The organism is Ruegeria sp. CH10, assembly GCF_056537125.1.
In genome coordinates, this window is record NZ_JBQFQY010000001.1 from 1,130,811 (window position 1) to 1,146,777 (window position 15,967).

The window sequence follows — 15,967 nt, forward strand, 5'->3', positions numbered from 1 at the left end:
CAATGGCGTTCATCTTAGGATCGGGCAGCCCAAGGCGGCTGGACCTGTTGGCCCAGCTTGGCGTGCAGCCCGATGCCATCCGCGCCCCCGACATCGACGAAACGCCCCTGAAGGGCGAGCTGCCGCTGCCCTATTGCAGCCGCATCACGCGCGCCAAGGTTCAGGCGGTTCAGGCCGATGACGATGACATCACCCTATGCGCCGATACCACGGTCGCACTGGGCCGTCGTATTCTGGGAAAACCCGATAATGCCGGTCAGGCGGCGGAATACCTGCACGCCTTGTCCGGACGGCGGCACCGCGTGATCACCTCGGTCGCTGTGCGTCGTGGCGATCGGGTGCTGCAACGCGACGTGGTTTCCCAGGTCAAGGTCAAGCGCCTGTCAGACGCTGAAATCAACGCCTATCTGGCAACCGACGACTGGCAGGGCAAAGCAGGCGCCTACGCCATCCAAGGCCCCGCTGGCGCCTTCATCCCTTGGATTTCAGGCTCATTCACCGGTATCGTTGGCCTGCCCCTGTCTGAAACCGCCGCCCTTTTGCAAGGCATCGGCTATCCCCTGTATCGTGAGGCATCATGAAGGGTCGCACCATCGTTCTGGACCATATCGACAACCGCGAAGCCGCTGCCTTGATGGTGGATGGCAAGCTGGACGATTTCCTGATTGCCGCAGACGCCCCTGCCCCCGGCACGATCTATCGCGCCCGCGCCGACCGACCGGTCAAGGGTCAGGGCGGTATGTTTCTGACAACCCCGGACGGCCCCGCCTTTCTGCGGCAGGTCAAGGGCCTGGCCCCCGGCGCAATGAAACTGGTTCAGGTGACCGGCTATGCCGAACCGGGCAAGGCGCTACCGGTCACGGACCGCATCCTGTTCAAAAGCCGCTATGCGATTGTAACCCCCGATGCGCCGGGCCTGAATATCTCGCGCAGCATTCGGGATGAGGATGAGCGTGACCGCCTGTTGGAAGTCGCGCATGAAGAGATGGACGGCAGCACATACGGTTTGATTCTGCGCTCGTGCTGTGCGGGTGAAGACGAGGCCGAGATCGCCGAAGACATCCGTGCGATGCTGGTCCACGCCGAAGAGGTGCTGAACGACGCCGGTACCGAGCCCGGGATGTTGCTGGCGGGCGACGGCCCCCATGTTCTGGCCTGGCGCGACTGGACCGACCCGGCCGAGGTTGTGACGCAGGCCGGTGGATTCGAGACGCAGGGTGTTCTCGACGCGCTGGAGACCGCGCAGGGTATATCAGAGCCCCTGCCGGGTGGTGGGCACTTATACATCCAGCCCACGCGCGCCTTGGTTGCGGTGGACGTGAACACCGGGACGGACACGTCGCTGGCCGCCGGGGTCAAAGCCAACTTCGCCTGCGCCAAGACGCTGGCCCGCGCGTTGCGTGTTCGCGGTTTGGGCGGCCAGATTACGCTTGATTTGGCACCGATGCCCAAGAAGGACCGCCGGGGGTTCGAATCCGCCCTGCGCGCTGCGTTCAAAACGGATGGGATCGAAACCACTTTGGCCGGCTGGACCCCGCTGGGTCACTTTGAGCTTCAGCGGAAACGCAGTCGCATCCCATTGGCAGAGGTGCTGAAATGAGCTGCCCGATCTGTGGCGATGACACCGTCGTCAAGTTCCGCCCGTTTTGCTCAAAACGCTGTGCCGACATTGATTTGGCCAAATGGCTGAATGGGTCTTATGCCGTTCCGTCCCAGCGCGAAGAAGAGCTGGACAGCGACGTTTCGGACGAAGAAACCAGACACGTTCGTCCACATTGAAAAAATGTAAAAAAGCCTCTGGACACTGCCGGTAGCAAGTCATAGAACGCCTCCACCCAACGGCAGTCGCCGTTCCCGTGCCCGGGTAGCTCAGGGGTAGAGCAGTGGATTGAAAATCCTCGTGTCGGTGGTTCGATTCCGCCCCCGGGCACCACTACACTTTCCAGATTGAATAATATCAATGGCTTAGATGGGCTTTTTGTCCCACCGCTATGTGCGGGCGGGAAAAGTGGGACAATTTTGTTCTTGGTTTGGGCTTTTCCGAACCCTTCTCGCGGTGTCCTGTCGTGTACAATGGCCTTCGTTCCATATCTCGTCCTGTGGATAACTTTGACGTCGTCCATTCACGTAAGGCGGGATGCTGTATAGTCTTGTTTTTTTCACTTTAACATCAAGTAATTGGAGGAGCATGTGCCTGACGACAAGCAACCGTATGAATCTATTGATGCGTTCATCGAGAACACCCTGGGAACCAAAGTGCGAGACCGCGCCGACACGCCAACGTAGTACGCCGCCTCGCGACGGTTTAAGCCGCGCGGCATGAAGGGGTGCTTATGATGCTTTGCAGGCTGCATTTCCGTGCGGCGGGCGCACGGGGTTTCTTGTCGATACAAAATACTAGGGCTGCTACCGACGGCTTTTTATGAAGCGGCGGAGCGGGCCTTCCTTGCCAACGATGCGGATCATGTCAAAATTGCCGTTCCCCATGACATTGTAGTCCATGATCAAATCGCGCTCGTGCAAATAGGCGGCAACCGGGTTCAGACGGCGCGCCTCCCAGCCATAACGCTCTGCTATTTCGCCGCAATCAGATGGAAAGTCTTCATCATTCATAATGTCCGCAGCGAGCCGCAGGGCATCGTCTCTCGTGTCCCACTCCATCCAATGGCGATCAAATTCTGCAAACAGCGCGCCCTTTACCAGAACATGGATGGATGTGTCTTTAAAGAATGGCGAGAGTTCAAACAGCGCGTCTTGCGTGTCGTCCAGGCTCAAACCGGTTTGCTCTGCTATGTCCTCAGCGTTGATCTGCGGGTCTGCGAACCTGCCATGCCGGGACTGTCGCACGAACAGCTTGGCAACGGCATTGGCTGCGGGAGAATAGCCAGTCTCAGTCTCTTCTGAGGACACAACTGCATCCGGCTTGGGGCCGATTGGCGGTTTGCGGGTAACACCGTGAATATCAGAAATCAGCTGGGAAATATCGCCGTCATCGCCAATCTCGGGTGCATGCATGCCGGACAATAAAGGCGGCAGCTCCGATGCTGGAAGCTGATAGCGTATCGGCAGAAACCGGCATTTGCTATTGAGCCTGCGTACCAGTCCTGCATCCATTTCCTGATTGACCCAGGGCTTTTTGATGGATTCAGGCGTTAGCAAGACCAGAAAGTGAGTGCACTCACCAAGACCCTCGTCGATCTTTTGACGCAGGCTGTCACCAGCGTTGATACACCACTGGTCCCACCAGGTATCTATGCCGTTTGATTGCAGGGTCTGTGCAACATTGCGGGCAAGTTCCATGTTCTCATGGGTGTAGGACAGGAAAACCTTTGGAATGGTCGTATCGCCAGCGTCAATTTGCTCTTCCAGCATCTCATCATCTTCCATCCGGGATCGCACGGCCTCGATAAGGGCCGGTGAGCCTTCAACATGCATAGAGAGACTATCAAGGGACTCTCCGCGCATGACGATTGTCGGAAATTCTCCCGTCTTCGGATCGCGGATCGAGCCAATCTTTTCCCGTATCTGTCCTGCAATGGCTTCGAGCATTGCCGCTTCCAGTGCGTCAGCAATGTTCTCAGGTTTGACGCGGCGACCGCCGATCTCGAAACTAATCATTACTCTGCCAGGCCTCTCTTTTTCTTGTTGAAAACATACAGAAGCCTTGGCTCTTTGCCGAAAATTCAGACAACCATACTTGCTTGAATTTTATCACTTAATCTTCTGGTTGAACAAGTGATGTCCTAGCGGTTTTACGGGTCCTGCGGCTTCAGCCGAAAGCCCGGATAGGCGAAAGCCTTGCTGATGGCCTCGCAGTGCGCCCCAGCGACACCTTCGCGGCGCGCGGTTTCATACCAGGTCGCTTTGATCTGCTCTTCCATCCCGTCGATAATCGCTGTGGCTTCGTCCGAGGTGAGGTGGAAGCGGGCGGATTGCGAAAGCATGTTCTCCGCATTCGCGTACCGGCCATAGTCTCCGCAGGTCATAGCAAGGTCGCGCCGTTCTTCGCTGATCGGTATCGAAGGTGTCAGATCGTAGGCCGCTGAAAGCCGCCAATCCTTGTCTCTCGCAATCGCTGCATGGTTGCGCGGGTGATCGTCAGTATTCGAGATCAGCGCGTTGAAGACCATGCGCGCAAATAGCTCGCGCGCGTCATCCCTGGGCCGCGCGCTTAGGCGGCGCAGCTCTTCGGCAAGCAGCACATAGGACCAGCGGTCACGATGCTGATGCGTGTCCTCTGTGCGCAGGATCGTCAGGCCGCTCATCATGCGGGCGCGCAGATAACCTTGATCAGTGCGTTCGCGGTCAAAGCGTTTGACCAGCAGAACATCGCGATCACCAACGCTGGCGACGCGGCTTTGTGCCGTCTGGAGGCCGCAGGCACGGGCGAGCTCAAGCATCGCGTGCTCCACGCGCGCGTAGTTCCATTTATCATCAGGTCTGTTGAATTTTGCGATCCACAGGCCCTCATCATCTTCGACCACGGCCTTCGGACGGGCACCGCCCATTGAGGTACCGATCAACATCAGGTCCTCGACCTGTCCGGCTTCCGGCCCGTCAGGAACGTCCTCTCCGTCTATGATCGCATCGGCGAGCCCGATCAGCTTTTCCAGATCGAGTGTCTTGTTGAACTTTCTTTGCGGTGCGGGCGGTTTTGCTCCCAGACCAAAGCCGAGCGCTCCAGCACGGTCATCAGGCGCATAGAGCAAATAATCGATCTCGCCCAGCTGCGGCATGCCCGCGTGTTTTTCGATGACGCGCCGCCCCCAATAGTCGGGCCCGGCATCACGCAGCGCGCCAAACACGCCTTTTAGGGCTGCGGTCTGATAGGTCGTGCCCGTCAGCTTGAGTTCGATCGGATCGATCGGCACTGCATCCGGGTTATCGAGATAGCTTTTGCCATAGACGAAACGACCGACCGGCACACCTGTCCGGTCCGGTTCCAGCACGAAACGCCCCGCTGTTACGAAGCTGTTCGTTCCGGGCAGCATGATATAGACAAAGCATTCGCTAGCGCCGGGCTTAGAAGTCATTGTCGAGCCCTTTGCCGGAGCGTGCCCGCTCGCGGCCACTTAGTTGGTCAAGAGCAAGGCCCTCGCTGTCGGTTAGCGGGTCGGCAAGCTCCTTGAACGGGTGCAGCAGGTCATAGCTCCATAGCAGCGCCGTATAGACCGCCATGCCGGTCGCGAGCTTGCCTTTTTCAGCGTCCATGACGGCGCGCGGGCCGGTGCCAATCTTTTCGGCGACCTGCTCAATGGTCAGGTTGCGGCGCAGCCGTGCTGTGCGGAGATTGGTGCCCAGCCGTCTGATGGCCTGTTCGACCTCATAGGGCGGTGCTTCCAGGAGAAGGTTCTTTCTTGCCATGTGCTTTCTAAAGCCCCTTATCGTTATTTTACTGCCTTTTAAAGCATACACTTATTGGCAGATATTGTCAAAAAAATGCCTTTTAAAGCACTTTTGGCGTCGTAAGTCGCTATATAAAGCAGTTTTCAGCGATTCACTGGACAAATCCTGATCCGAACTCGAAAAGTATCAGAATCTGATACTTTCTGCGGATAAATCCGGTAGGGCGCGCCCTGCGTGGCCTTTGGCATAGCAGGACCGGGCTCTCGTAAACCAAGCCCGCTTTTGTAGCGGTCTCGGCCATGCGGCTTTGATCCCTCGCGCTTTGGTGCGTGACGGTCTTCAGGTGTCTTCCTGTTCGTTTTCGAAAGTAGGGGCCGCGTTCTGGCCGGACGCGCCGCCCTGTCAACGGTCAGGGCCGTTCCCTCGCATGCGCTCGTGACAGCGCGGCATGTAGGATGGGGGCCGAGGGCGCCGAGGCTAGGATGAAATGACTTAGCGGGCAGATATTGGCTCTGAAGACTGCAAGCCGTTCAATGGAAATGCCTATTGCGATGGAATGAACCGACTTGGTAGTGCTTGCATAGGAACCTAGGAAAATTGTAAATCCTTGTGTCGGCGGTTCGATTACGCCCCCGGCACCACTATAACCACACGTATTTCGTCGTTCAGACGATCCCCAATTATGCGTCACCAGGTGATCCGGATCGGCGACATTGCCCAGACCATTGTTGCCTCTTTGTCCGTGTGGTTGCGGAAACGGTGCGCGATCCGTGAGGGGTAAGAAAAACTGTCCCCTTCGCGCAGCACGATCACCTCGTCACCCAAGTGCAACTCGACCTCGCCGGTCAAGATAATCGCGTGTTGTTCACCCTCAAAGGAATAGCCTTCTAACGGCTCAGGTGGGGTGCCAGCGCCCGGGCGGAAGCGGGACAGTATCATGTAGCAATCACCCGCAAGCGTGCTGGACAAAAGCTCATCCTCGAACCCCAACTCTTCGGTCGACCGGGTGTACATTCCTGACAACGCGCGGCGATTTTCGGCCCTTACAACATGCTTGCGCTCAAGCGGCCCCTGACCGGTCTTTTTAGGGAAAAACCAACTTGGATCAACGGACAGCGCTTTGCTGATTTCGCCCAGTAACTCTGACGAAACCTTCGCCGATCCCAATTCAATCCGACTGAGGTAGGCTTTTGAGCAGGACACCTCATTTGAAAGATCCTGCAAGGTCAGACCGCGGGCTTTGCGCACCTCGCGGATTTCACTGCCAAGCCGTTGGGCATCACTCTGGTCGACATCCTGATCCATAACACTCCACTAATGGTTTTCAGTTGACTTTTCGAGAGAAAATCAACTTAGTTGAAAAGCGAACAAAAAATCAACTAATCGCCACTGTTTGGGAGGACACCATGCGCTTTGATCTGATTGCTAATTTTAGCCCTGGTGAGACGATTCCCTGGGCTCGTACGCTGGAAATGATCCTCGAACAGTGTTCGCTGGCCGAGCAGGCTGGTTTCACAACCGCATGGTTTACCGAGCATCACTTTGCCCACAACGGGTACATGAATGCGCCGCCCAACCCGATCCAGATGGGCACCCATGTCGCCGCACATTGCAAGAAACTGCGGGTCGGAACAGCCCCCATCATTTTGCCGGACTGGCATCCTTTGCGCGTGGCTGAAGATGCCGCGATGCTGGACAATATGACCCAAGGCCGGTTCGATTTCGGCGTTGCCAAGGGCATCAACGAACGCTCGACCCTCCAGTTCAACAAGGATGCGGACCGGCGCGACAATGCCAAGGTGATGCGGCTGTATCAGGAGAGCCTTGAGATTATCCTGAAAGCCTGGACCAACGAGGCATTCACCCATCGCGGCGAATTCTATCAGTTTCCCGTCCCCGGCTGGAAAGAGACCAACCGGTTCTTTGACCCTCTGGACCCGCGTTATCACGGTGAGGATGGCGAATACAAAGCGATGTATGTGCATCCGCGCCCATATTCCGACCCGCATCCGCCGGTCTGGCTGATGTCGAATGCCCCGCCGACATTCAAACTGGCTGGCGAGCGTGGCTGGGGTGTGATTTCGATGGCGGCAGGACCAAAGGCGACGCTGGCCTGTTGGGAACCTTATCGTCAGGCCCTGTCGCAACGCGAAGGGCGCGAGGTGAAGCTGGGCGAAGGTGTTGGTGTCTGTACAGCCTTTTACGTCGGTGAAAGCATGGAAGAAGCGGTGAACACGATCCGCGGCCCGATCAATGCTTACTATGAATTCCTCGGCGGATCGCGTCCCAAGGGGGAATGGACCAAGCACGGCTATCTGGATGTCGGCGAAGAGATGACGCCCGAGGATGAGGATATGGATTGGTTCGACTTCCTCAATAAACGCGGGATCATCGTGGTGGGCGACGCCGAATACGTCGCGGATCGGTTTGCGGAACGGCAGGAAACCATCGGCCTCGATCACCTTATGCTGATGCAGCAATACACCGGTGTGCCCTACGAAAAGATCCTGGCCAGTTGGCATCGTTTGTTCGAACACGTCGTCCCAAGGTTTGGCACGCAGTCCATCGCCCAGAAAAGGGTGCTTGAACATGCTTGAGATTTGGGGGCGTCCCTATTCATCAAACGTCATCCCGGTGATCTGGGCCGCGAATGAACTGGGGTTGGAGTATACGCTGCAATTGGCCGGGGGCAGCTTTGGCAAGCTGGACACCGAGATGTACGCACAGATCAATCCCAATAAGATGATCCCGGCGATCCGGGATGGGGATTTTGCGCTGTGGGAAAGCCTCGCCATCGTGCGCTATCTTTGTGACCGGTACGGCGCTGGAACGCTCAGCCCGTCCGACATTCAGACCCGCGCGATTGCGGATCAATGGATGGAGTGGTCGGCCAGCCGTGCTTTTGGGCCGGTGATCTACCTGTTCTTTGCAACGGTGCGCACACAACCCGATCAGCGTGACCCAGAAAAGATCGCCAAGCTGCGCGATGAAGCGCATGAGGCCCTGACCATTCTGGATCGGCATCTTACGGATCGCACCTATGTCTGCGGCGACAGCTTTACGATGGCGGATATCCCATTGGGATGCGTGGCCTACCGCTATTTCAATGTCGAAGTCGACCGCCCGCCCTTGCCGCACGTCGAGGCATGGTATCAACGGCTGGCAGAGCGCCCCGCCTATCAGGCTCACGTCATGCGCCCGTTCGGGACCAACCCCGATGAATGGGCTGCTTTGGAAAAAGCCTGTGCCAGCGAAGGAGTGCTATGATGGATATCCGAGACTATCGCCGCGCCCTTGGCGCCTTTCCAACAGGGGTGACCATTGTCGCCGCCTACGACGCGGACGGCGCGCCATGGGGTCTGACGGCCAATTCCTTTACCTCGGTCTCGTTGCAGCCGCCGGTGATCTCGGTTTGCATCGCAAAGTCAGGCCGGGTGTTCCCGACGCTGTCGCAATCGGCTCATTTCGCGGTCAACATCCTGTCGGCCGATCAGAAAAACCTTGCCATGCACTTCGCCAGCGATGTCGAAAACCGGTTCACCGACACCGAGTGGACACCGGGAAGCGAGACGCCTTTGATCCCAGGTGCCTCGGCGCAATTGGAATGCACGGTTCACGGCAGGGTCGATGCAGACGATCATGAGATCCTTCTGGGCCGCGTCATCAACTACACCCATGTGCCCGTTCCACCACTTGTCTTTTGCCGTGGCGCATTCTTCTCTGCGCCCCAACCCGAGGCTTTGTCATGAGCGATCATCTGACCTACCACACCCGTTTCGGCCCCGATGAGTTCGACGCGCAATACAACCTGCGGGCCGGACGACCGGATTACGAAGCCACCGTCATTCCGGCCTGGAGCCGCGACAGCGAGGCCGCGCGCGCCTCATCCGATTGCAGCCTCGATATCCGTTACGGGGAAGGCGAGAAGCAAAAGCTGGATGTTTTCCGGTGTCAGGATGTGGATGCGCCAACGCTGGTCTATGTGCATGGCGGCTATTGGCAGCGTGGCGACAAGTCGATTTACAGCTTCATCGCTCCGCCCTTTGTCGCGGCTGGGATCAATGTTGTGGTCATCGGCTATGATCTTTGCCCATCGGTGACCATCACCCGTATTTCCGAAGAAATCCGCGAAGCCTTGGCATTTATCTGGCGCAATGCGCGTGATCTGGGCCTCAATCCGGACAATATCACCGTGATGGGCCACTCGGCCGGAGGTCACATCACTCAAATGATGATGGCGACCAACTGGCCTGCGTTTGACGATGATCTTCCTACGGATCTGATCAAATCCGGTATCCCGGTGTCACCGCTTAGCTACCTCGAACCGGTGCGTCTGACAGAAGCGCTCAATGCTGGCATCCGGATGACTCCCGAAGAGGCTGAAGCCGAAAGCCCGATGACCAGCCATCCCCCAGTTACAAATGCACCGCAACTGGTCGTTGTCGGTGGCGCAGAAACGGACGAATTCCACCGTCAAGCGCGCATGTATGTCGAAAAATACGAAACCGCAGACCGCCAGATTGGCCTCTATGTCGTGCCCGACGTCGATCATTTTGACGAACTGAACACGCTGGTTGACCCGGCAAGCCCCTTCTTCAAACACACGTGCTCTATGCTTCAAGGAAAAGGACCACACGCATGACTGCTTTGACCCGAGATCTCGTCGACTCTGTCGGTGATGCCTTCAACGCCAATGACATCGACGCCGTGATGAAGCACTTCGCCGAAGATGCAACATTTGACCACGCCGTCGGCCCCGAAGAGCATGGCGTGCGCCTTGAAGGGGCCGAGACAATCCGCGGGGCCTTTTCCGCGTTGTTCGAAAAAGTCGAGAACGTCCACTGGGAAACGCTGGATTGCGCAATTTCCGGCAACAAAGCCTATTGTGAATACCGCCGCACCGCGACGCATAAGGATGGCACAAAAGAAGAGTTTCTCAGTGTCGATATCCTGACCTATCGCGACGGGCTGATCGTACACAAAGACACGTATTATAAACAGCGAACCAGCTAACGAGCCGCCTTAGCCCTCCGTTGACCACGCAGCGTTATCGTCGCTCTGTTCCCACCCGGACATAACGCTGCGCCGTTTCAAGAACCTTGGTGCCCAATCAGGGTCGGATACCTTGTCCCTAGCAACCGATGCGCGCTCAGCCGGGTGGTAAATGTGTCTCGAGAAACGTGGTCAGTGCTGTCCAGTATTCCTTGCCATTGCCACTAACAAGCGCGGATGCGCCGTGACGCCCCCGGCCTGCTGGCGTAAACCCGGTGACGGGGCCGTCGATTTTCGCCGCGAATGGCTTCCACTGACCCGTTTCATTTCGAGCCGATGTAAGAAACACGGGTGCATTCAGCGTGCCAAGCCGTTTTGAGACATAGTCTTTGCCACCGAAATACTCACCCGGAGAAAACGCCATGACGGCATCTGCGAAACCTGCATCTTCCGCAGCCAGCACAAGAACCAAACCCGCAGAGTAAGAAGACCCAAGGACCCCGATTTTTCGCGCGTTTGCGTTTTGACGTGCCCAGGCTGCTGCTGCCTTCATGTCGGGGATGGCGGCAGTGTAGGCCACATTGCCCCCTGCCCTGGCTGCTGTTTCGTTTTTGACACCGCTAAACCTGCCGCCGGACCGCTGATCGACGGCTAGCGTCGCATAACCAAGCCCGTTCAGGCGCCGGGCAATCTCGGTATATTCACCCCGGCTGGCCCCGGCCATGTGAAACAGGACGAGAACGGTGTCATAGGTTTTGGAGGGCTTTTGGAATTCGGCGGTGACAACAACCCCATCTTGGGCCTTGAACTGTACAGTTTCGGCAGCGGCAGCAGCGCTTACCAGCATTGCGCAAACAAAGATAAGGAATGATCTGATCATGGGAACACCGTGAGGATTGGCAGACAGGGCAACAGATCTTCCGTTTGATGCTCCGGCGCGCCCGTCAGAGCCGGGACCATTTTTACGGACAGATCGGGTTCTCAAAACGCCGGGCTAAACCGTGTTCAACCCGACGCGATGGCATTAGCTGCCACTGTTGCGAAAGCTGTCTTCGAATTCGCGTGTTTGGTTTTCGGCGCTGCCACCGGTTGGGCCATCGCAGGCGGCCACAAAGAACAGGCTGGCGGTGATAAGGGCGGCTCGGATCATGTGTTTGCCTTTACATTCGTTGCAAGGATGCAACCCCAGGGCTGCCGATCTTGCGTAACACAGCACGGCTGACGCCTGGGTCAAACCTGTGTGACAGTGCTGTGATCAGTCCTCTGCCGGTAGCTGCACGGCGCGCTGATACAGATGCCAGGTTGTATGGCCCAGGATCGGCAGCGTGAAGATCAGGCCCAGAAATGCGGGCACCATCGACAGCAACATGGTGACCGAAATAATGGCGGCCCAGCCGAGCATGACAACAGGGCTTTCCGCGACAACACGAAGGGAGGTCAGCATGGCCGAGACAAAGTTGGTTTCCCGCTCCAGCAGCATGGGCATGGCAATAACGGTGACCGAGAACAAAACAGCCGACAAAAACGCGCCGATGCAGGTCCCGATGGCAAGAAAAATCCATCCTTGCGGGGTGAAGAACACCGTGTGCAGAAACCCGTCGAAATTCGAAAAAGAGGCATTCTGCAGGATGATCGCCAGCCAAAGCCGCACCTGATAGACCCACACCCAGAAAACGAACAGCGTGACAAAGGCCATCCACCCCATTTCTCGTTTGCGCTGATTGGCCATGACGCCCAGAATCTCGGACCAGCCAAAGCTTTCGCCGGTCTGCAAGCGGCGGGACATTTCATAAAGCCCGGCTGCGGCGAATGGCGCGATCAGAGGAAAGCCCACCGCGGCGGGAATAATCATCCAAATCTGACCAAGCCAGACAAGGCCCCATACGAACAGCAGGCCGAAAATCGCATAGAACAGACCGAAAAAGCCGCTCAGGACAGGACGTGACAGAAAGTCGGAAAATCCGGCCTTCAGCGATGCCGCGATATCATCAGCCGTTACACGGTTCACTACGGGCAATCCGCGCTGCTGCGGGTTTTGCTCTTTCACTGGCGAAGTTTTTGCGGTTTCGGATGTCACGGCGGTCCTCCTGAGCTAAGTGTGCGTCACACGCCGTTTTTGGGCAAGGGTGCAGTATCGGTCGATAAAAACGCCCTGTGGCGGGTTTTGCGGTTTGGCGTCGAACCCTCATGCGGCAGCCTTTGAAGCATACCAGTCCTCTTTCACTCTGGACAGTTTCGGACGATCTTGCATTGTTACACAGCGCCTCAGTATTCAGTCAGGATATCCAATGCCACAATCATCCGACATCAATCGCCGTATCGTCCTTGCCGAACGTCCGAAAGGACGGCCCGACGCCAATACGCTGCGCCTTGAAACCACCGACATCCCCATAGCGGGCCCAGACCAGATGTTGGTACGGACCGAGTTTCTGTCGCTGGACCCCTATATGCGCGGGCGTATGAATGATGCAAAATCCTATGCCGAGCCTGTCGCCATCGGTGGCGTCATGACGGCTCAGGTCGTGGCGCAAGTGGTCGAATCCCACTTGGACGGGTTTGAGGCCGGTGATTATGTGCTGAACATGAGCGGCTGGCAGGATTATGCCGTCTCGGATGGCACACAGGTGGTCAATCTGGGCAAGACGCCGGAAAACCCATCCTGGGCGTTGGGGATTTTGGGTATGCCCGGCTATACCGCCTATGCGGGCCTTTTGAAGATCGGAGAGCCCAAGGCAGGCGAGACAGTGGTTGTCGCCGCTGCGGCGGGACCGGTGGGTGCAACGGTTGGCCAGATTGCAAAGCTCAAAGGTTGCCGTGTGGTCGGCATCGCGGGCGGGCCCGAAAAATGCGCGCATGTTGTGGAAAACCTTGGATTCGATGCGTGCGTTGACCACAGGGCAGAGGATTTGGCCGAGCAGCTGCGCGGTGCGTGCCCCGATGGCATCGATGTCTATTTCGAAAATGTTGGCGGCAAGGTTCTGTATGCGGTTTTGCCGCTTTTGAACCCGTTTGCCCGCGTGCCTGTCTGCGGGATTGTCGCGTGGTACAACCTGCCTGGCCTGCCCGAGGGGCCGGATATGGCCCCCGCCATCATGGGCACGCTGCTGCGGATGAAGGTCAAGATGCAGGGTTTCATCATCTTCGACAGTTTTGGCCCCGATGTGTACCAAGAGTTTGTGCGCGACATGACCGGGTGGCTCAAAGACGGCTCGATTGCTTATAAGGAACACGTCGTTGAGGGGTTGGAGAACGCGCCGGACGCCTTCAACCAACTTCTGGATGGCGGCAATTTCGGCAAAATGGTTGTGAAGGTCGGTTAGGGTCGGACGCCCTTGCGCCGATGTAGCAGCAATATCCGTGCCAAGAACATCACGAACAGAAAAAGGGCGACGCCATCACACATGGCACCGCCCCTTTCATTGTTGATTGCGCAACCTTCCTTTCCGCCTGATCAGGCGAAAGAAACGCCGTTTTCACTCATCGGCAGGACCGACACAAACAGGTCGTCGCCCGTCAGGGTCGCGATCGCGTTTGCCAAGGCTGGCGCGGCCGGCGGCGTACCGGGTTCACCGGCACCGGTCGGAGCCTCGGCGGACGGCACGACATGCACCTCAATCGCCTTGATGTCGGAAATGCGCAGCGGCTCGTAATCTGGGAAGTTCCACTGCTCGACCACACCACCATCCAGCGTAATCTGGCCGCGCATCACGTGACCGATACCATAGCCGATGCCCCCTTCGATCTGAGCTTTGACCTGATCAGGGGTGACAGCCACGCCACAGTCGACCGCAGCGGTGACCTTTTCGATCTGAATGCCATCTTCAAGATTGCCCGAAATGTCGACGACCATGCCGACATAGGACCCGAATGATTTGTGCACCGCGATCCCCTGAGTGATGCCCGCTTTGGCATTGCCCCAGTCCGCCTTCCCTGCGGCGACTTTCAGAACGTTGGCTTTGCGGGCGTCGCCGCCAAGGTACCCCAGACGGTATTCAACCGGATCGCGGCCCGCCGTCCGCGCCGCCAGATCCATCATGGTTTCCATCACATAGGCCGTATGGGTATGCCCGACCGACCGCCACCACAGAACAGACGTTGCCTTTTTCGTATAGGTCAAACCAATAGCGAGGCCCGGGATCTGATAGGGGCTTTCGTGGACACCCTCAACGACCGAACCATCAACGCCATCCTTCACCGCGAACGCCTCGAACGCAGTGCCGATCATGATCGACTGGCCCGCGACGCGGTGATCCCAGCCGATGATATTGCCATCCGCATCCAGCCCGACGCGCACTTTGTGGCCATTGGCCGGGCGGTAATAGCCGCTGCGAATGTCATCCTCGCGCGTCCAGACCAGTTTGACCGGGCGCGAGCGGTCGGTGATGACAAAGGCCAGCGCGGCCTCAACCTGATAATCCGCATCCGGTGTGGCACGACGACCAAACGATCCCCCTGCCAACATGGAGTTGACGTGGATTTTCTCGGCAGGCAGGTCAAAGATCTGCTGATAAGCCATATGCGGACCGGTGGGCATCTGGGCCCCGTCATGCAGAACGATGTCCCCATCGGCGGTTTGTTCAATCGTGCAGGTCAGTGGCTCCATCGGAGCATGGGCCAGCAATGGGAAATAGAACTCTTTCTCCAGCACTGTCGCGGCCCCGTCAATCGCTGCGGACACAGCCGCAGCATCGGCCTTGTTCACGTTCAGTTCGGGCTCTGCCGCCAGTGCGGCCATGATCTCGGACTTGATCTCATCCGACGAGCGTGTTTCTGCGCCCGACATGTCCCAATCCACGGTAATCGCGTCCCGCGCCTGCATCGCCGACCAGGTGTTTTCGGCATAAACCGCAACGCCTGCTTTGTTGGGCAGCGCCTGCGCCATGATGAAGCCCTTGACCTCACTCGCGCCGCTGTCGTCAAAACCGGCCACGGTTGCCCCATAGTTTGGAGCGCGCGAGATCATGACAACCATCTGGTTGTCCAACTGCAGGTCCATCGCATATTGGCCGCTGCCGTTGACCTTGACGGCACTGTCAACGCGGCGCGTCTGATCCTTGCCGATGATCTTCCATTCAGAGGCCTCGCGCAAACGCGGCGCTTCCGGGGCTGCCTGCGTGGCGGCGGCAGCCACGAACGCGCCCAATGGGGCGGAGTTACCGCCACCGGTGATCATACCGTCGACGATATCAAGACTTGAAGAATCAGCATCCCACGCTTCGGCCGCAGCCGCGATCAACATCTCACGCGCGGCGGCACCGGCGTTGCGATATTGTTGGTAAGAGTTTGCAATGGCCGTCGAGCCACCCGTGCCCTGGAACGGGCCAAAGAGCAGATTGTTGTAAACCTGCGGGTTGGACGGCGCGAATTCATAGTCGATCTGGTCCATGGTGACGCCAAGTTCTTCGGCGATCAGTGCTGTCAAACCCGTGGCCGCGCCCTGCCCGAATTCCACATGTTTGACAATCGCGATGGCCCGGCCATCCTCACCGATTTTGACGAAGGGGTTGAGCATGGCATCGGCAGATGAACCGGCGGCCAAAGCCCCTTGGGCATTTGCACCAACATACAGAACGGCAGTTGCGGCGGCGGCGGATTTCAGAAAGCCGCGGCGGGATAGAGTGGATGTCAT

Annotated in this window: 17 protein-coding genes and 1 tRNA gene; 10 read left to right on the forward strand and 8 right to left on the reverse strand. The window is 57.8% G+C overall.

What is annotated here, in order from left to right; translation table 11 throughout:
• Nucleotides 1–2 precede the first annotated feature (2 nt).
• The 4 genes from ACRZ94_RS05605 to ACRZ94_RS05620 all read left to right on the forward strand — a co-directional run bounded on the left by ACRZ94_RS05605 (nucleotide 3) and on the right by ACRZ94_RS05620 (nucleotide 1,933).
• The gene (locus ACRZ94_RS05605) at nucleotides 3–581 is read left to right on the forward strand and encodes a Maf family protein (RefSeq protein WP_480796861.1); all 579 of its coding nucleotides are present in this window, start codon (nucleotides 3–5) and stop codon (nucleotides 579–581) included.
• Nucleotides 578–1,600 carry a ribonuclease E/G gene (locus ACRZ94_RS05610; protein WP_480796862.1) on the forward strand — a complete coding sequence of 341 codons (1,023 nt, stop codon included), beginning with the start codon at nucleotides 578–580 and terminating at the stop codon, nucleotides 1,598–1,600. Before ACRZ94_RS05605 ends, ACRZ94_RS05610 begins: the two co-directional genes overlap by 4 nt.
• Entirely contained in the window at nucleotides 1,597–1,779 is a 183-nt protein-coding gene (locus tag ACRZ94_RS05615) for a DNA gyrase inhibitor YacG (protein ID WP_480796863.1), read from the forward strand. Before ACRZ94_RS05610 ends, ACRZ94_RS05615 begins: the two co-directional genes overlap by 4 nt.
• A gap of 79 nt (nucleotides 1,780–1,858) precedes the next feature.
• Nucleotides 1,859–1,933, forward strand: a tRNA-Phe gene (locus ACRZ94_RS05620).
• Nucleotides 1,934–2,406: 473 nt separating this feature from the next.
• On the opposite strand, the gene ACRZ94_RS05625 is transcribed toward ACRZ94_RS05620, so the two are convergent.
• From ACRZ94_RS05625 to ACRZ94_RS05640, 4 genes are all read right to left on the reverse strand, one after another.
• On the reverse strand, nucleotides 2,407–3,618 hold the full coding sequence (locus tag ACRZ94_RS05625) for a toll/interleukin-1 receptor domain-containing protein (protein WP_480649932.1): 1,212 nt from the start codon (nucleotides 3,616–3,618) through the stop codon (nucleotides 2,407–2,409).
• A gap of 134 nt (nucleotides 3,619–3,752) precedes the next feature.
• On the reverse strand, nucleotides 3,753–5,033 hold the full coding sequence (locus ACRZ94_RS05630; protein WP_480649931.1) for a type II toxin-antitoxin system HipA family toxin: 1,281 nt from the start codon (nucleotides 5,031–5,033) through the stop codon (nucleotides 3,753–3,755).
• Entirely contained in the window at nucleotides 5,023–5,364 is a 342-nt protein-coding gene (locus tag ACRZ94_RS05635; RefSeq protein WP_480649930.1) for a hypothetical protein, read from the reverse strand. Before ACRZ94_RS05635 ends, ACRZ94_RS05630 begins: the two co-directional genes overlap by 11 nt.
• A gap of 669 nt (nucleotides 5,365–6,033) precedes the next feature.
• Nucleotides 6,034–6,651, reverse strand: coding sequence for a helix-turn-helix domain-containing protein (locus ACRZ94_RS05640; RefSeq protein WP_480649929.1), 618 nt, complete (start codon nucleotides 6,649–6,651; stop codon nucleotides 6,034–6,036).
• 101 nt (nucleotides 6,652–6,752) lie between these two features.
• Here ACRZ94_RS05640 and ACRZ94_RS05645 point away from each other — a divergent pair, with 101 nt between their 5' ends.
• Genes ACRZ94_RS05645 through ACRZ94_RS05665 form a run of 5 tightly spaced genes read left to right on the forward strand, consistent with a single transcriptional unit; the run spans nucleotide 6,753 to nucleotide 10,359 of the window.
• Nucleotides 6,753–7,943, forward strand: a complete 1,191-nt coding sequence (locus ACRZ94_RS05645) for an LLM class flavin-dependent oxidoreductase (protein WP_480796864.1) — start codon at nucleotides 6,753–6,755, stop codon at nucleotides 7,941–7,943.
• On the forward strand, nucleotides 7,936–8,613 hold the full coding sequence (locus tag ACRZ94_RS05650; RefSeq protein WP_480796865.1) for a glutathione S-transferase family protein: 678 nt from the start codon (nucleotides 7,936–7,938) through the stop codon (nucleotides 8,611–8,613). The genes ACRZ94_RS05645 and ACRZ94_RS05650 overlap by 8 nt, the downstream gene beginning before the upstream one ends.
• The gene (locus tag ACRZ94_RS05655) at nucleotides 8,610–9,095 is read left to right on the forward strand and encodes a flavin reductase family protein (protein WP_480649926.1); all 486 of its coding nucleotides are present in this window, start codon (nucleotides 8,610–8,612) and stop codon (nucleotides 9,093–9,095) included. The genes ACRZ94_RS05650 and ACRZ94_RS05655 overlap by 4 nt, the downstream gene beginning before the upstream one ends.
• Nucleotides 9,092–9,988, forward strand: a complete 897-nt coding sequence (locus tag ACRZ94_RS05660; RefSeq protein WP_480796866.1) for an alpha/beta hydrolase — start codon at nucleotides 9,092–9,094, stop codon at nucleotides 9,986–9,988. Before ACRZ94_RS05655 ends, ACRZ94_RS05660 begins: the two co-directional genes overlap by 4 nt.
• Nucleotides 9,985–10,359: a nuclear transport factor 2 family protein gene (locus ACRZ94_RS05665; RefSeq protein ID WP_480649924.1), complete on the forward strand. Its 375-nt coding sequence runs from the start codon at nucleotides 9,985–9,987 to the stop codon at nucleotides 10,357–10,359. Before ACRZ94_RS05660 ends, ACRZ94_RS05665 begins: the two co-directional genes overlap by 4 nt.
• Nucleotides 10,360–10,495: 136 nt before the next feature.
• On the opposite strand, the gene ACRZ94_RS05670 is transcribed toward ACRZ94_RS05665, so the two are convergent.
• The 3 genes from ACRZ94_RS05670 to ACRZ94_RS05680 all read right to left on the reverse strand — a co-directional run bounded on the left by ACRZ94_RS05670 (nucleotide 10,496) and on the right by ACRZ94_RS05680 (nucleotide 12,415).
• Nucleotides 10,496–11,218, reverse strand: a complete 723-nt coding sequence (locus ACRZ94_RS05670) for a serine aminopeptidase domain-containing protein (RefSeq protein ID WP_480649923.1) — start codon at nucleotides 11,216–11,218, stop codon at nucleotides 10,496–10,498.
• Between the two features lie 144 nt (nucleotides 11,219–11,362).
• Nucleotides 11,363–11,488 carry a hypothetical protein gene (locus ACRZ94_RS05675; RefSeq protein WP_480649922.1) on the reverse strand — a complete coding sequence of 42 codons (126 nt, stop codon included), beginning with the start codon at nucleotides 11,486–11,488 and terminating at the stop codon, nucleotides 11,363–11,365.
• Nucleotides 11,489–11,593: 105 nt separating this feature from the next.
• Nucleotides 11,594–12,415 carry a DUF2189 domain-containing protein gene (locus ACRZ94_RS05680; protein ID WP_480649921.1) on the reverse strand — a complete coding sequence of 274 codons (822 nt, stop codon included), beginning with the start codon at nucleotides 12,413–12,415 and terminating at the stop codon, nucleotides 11,594–11,596.
• A 211-nt stretch (nucleotides 12,416–12,626) separates the two neighbouring features.
• Here ACRZ94_RS05680 and ACRZ94_RS05685 point away from each other — a divergent pair, with 211 nt between their 5' ends.
• Complete coding sequence (locus tag ACRZ94_RS05685; protein WP_480796867.1) at nucleotides 12,627–13,658, forward strand: NADP-dependent oxidoreductase; 1,032 nt, start codon at nucleotides 12,627–12,629, stop codon at nucleotides 13,656–13,658.
• Nucleotides 13,659–13,789: 131 nt separating this feature from the next.
• Here ACRZ94_RS05685 and ACRZ94_RS05690 read toward each other — a convergent pair whose 3' ends face one another.
• Nucleotides 13,790–15,967, reverse strand: a complete 2,178-nt coding sequence (locus ACRZ94_RS05690; RefSeq protein WP_480649919.1) for a xanthine dehydrogenase family protein molybdopterin-binding subunit — start codon at nucleotides 15,965–15,967, stop codon at nucleotides 13,790–13,792.

Coding starts and splice junctions, on each gene's coding strand:
- ACRZ94_RS05605 (WP_480796861.1), top strand. CDS start 3: ATGGCGTTCATCTTAGGATCGGGCAGCCCAAGGCGGCTGGACCTGTTG.
- ACRZ94_RS05610 (WP_480796862.1), top strand. CDS start 578: ATGAAGGGTCGCACCATCGTTCTGGACCATATCGACAACCGCGAAGCC.
- ACRZ94_RS05615 (WP_480796863.1), top strand. CDS start 1,597: ATGAGCTGCCCGATCTGTGGCGATGACACCGTCGTCAAGTTCCGCCCG.
- ACRZ94_RS05625 (WP_480649932.1), bottom strand. CDS start 3,618: ATGATTAGTTTCGAGATCGGCGGTCGCCGCGTCAAACCTGAGAACATT.
- ACRZ94_RS05630 (WP_480649931.1), bottom strand. CDS start 5,033: ATGACTTCTAAGCCCGGCGCTAGCGAATGCTTTGTCTATATCATGCTG.
- ACRZ94_RS05635 (WP_480649930.1), bottom strand. CDS start 5,364: ATGGCAAGAAAGAACCTTCTCCTGGAAGCACCGCCCTATGAGGTCGAA.
- ACRZ94_RS05640 (WP_480649929.1), bottom strand. CDS start 6,651: ATGGATCAGGATGTCGACCAGAGTGATGCCCAACGGCTTGGCAGTGAA.
- ACRZ94_RS05645 (WP_480796864.1), top strand. CDS start 6,753: ATGCGCTTTGATCTGATTGCTAATTTTAGCCCTGGTGAGACGATTCCC.
- ACRZ94_RS05650 (WP_480796865.1), top strand. CDS start 7,936: ATGCTTGAGATTTGGGGGCGTCCCTATTCATCAAACGTCATCCCGGTG.
- ACRZ94_RS05655 (WP_480649926.1), top strand. CDS start 8,610: ATGATGGATATCCGAGACTATCGCCGCGCCCTTGGCGCCTTTCCAACA.
- ACRZ94_RS05660 (WP_480796866.1), top strand. CDS start 9,092: ATGAGCGATCATCTGACCTACCACACCCGTTTCGGCCCCGATGAGTTC.
- ACRZ94_RS05665 (WP_480649924.1), top strand. CDS start 9,985: ATGACTGCTTTGACCCGAGATCTCGTCGACTCTGTCGGTGATGCCTTC.
- ACRZ94_RS05670 (WP_480649923.1), bottom strand. CDS start 11,218: ATGATCAGATCATTCCTTATCTTTGTTTGCGCAATGCTGGTAAGCGCT.
- ACRZ94_RS05675 (WP_480649922.1), bottom strand. CDS start 11,488: ATGATCCGAGCCGCCCTTATCACCGCCAGCCTGTTCTTTGTGGCCGCC.
- ACRZ94_RS05685 (WP_480796867.1), top strand. CDS start 12,627: ATGCCACAATCATCCGACATCAATCGCCGTATCGTCCTTGCCGAACGT.
- ACRZ94_RS05690 (WP_480649919.1), bottom strand. CDS start 15,967: ATGACATCCACTCTATCCCGCCGCGGCTTTCTGAAATCCGCCGCCGCC.